The organism is Halomonas sp. SIMBA_159, assembly GCF_046536035.1.
In the GTDB taxonomy this organism is placed as follows: Bacteria; Pseudomonadota; Gammaproteobacteria; order Pseudomonadales; family Halomonadaceae; genus Vreelandella; species Vreelandella venusta_A.
In genome coordinates this window covers 1-244 of the sequence record NZ_JAWJBT010001351.1, presented here as the reverse complement: position 1 = coordinate 244, position 244 = coordinate 1, and the positions used below count along the sequence as shown (strand labels likewise).

The window sequence follows — 244 nt, the reverse complement described above, 5'->3', positions numbered from 1 at the left end:
CCGAATGAATGACGACCGGTACATTGACACCGAAATGCGCGGCTAGCTGCTCTGCCACTTCAACTCCGGTGGCGTTATTATCCAGATGATAATCAAACAGCAGGGCATCAGGTTTAAAGCCTTGCTGCAGCGCCTGCAGTGCTTCCGACGGCTGACCGACAGCAATAACCTCTATTTGCCAGCTACGTAGCAGCTCGGCCACAGCGCTACGTAATTGCGGTTCATTATCCAGCAGTAAAATGGC

The 244-nt window shown here is 52.5% G+C and carries 1 protein-coding gene; it reads right to left on the bottom strand.

Features of this window, described 5'->3' with window-relative positions; all coding sequences use genetic code 11:
- Positions 1–244 (bottom strand): response regulator (locus R0J87_RS23665; protein ID WP_498889444.1); only part of this gene is annotated, 244 nt, incomplete at both ends.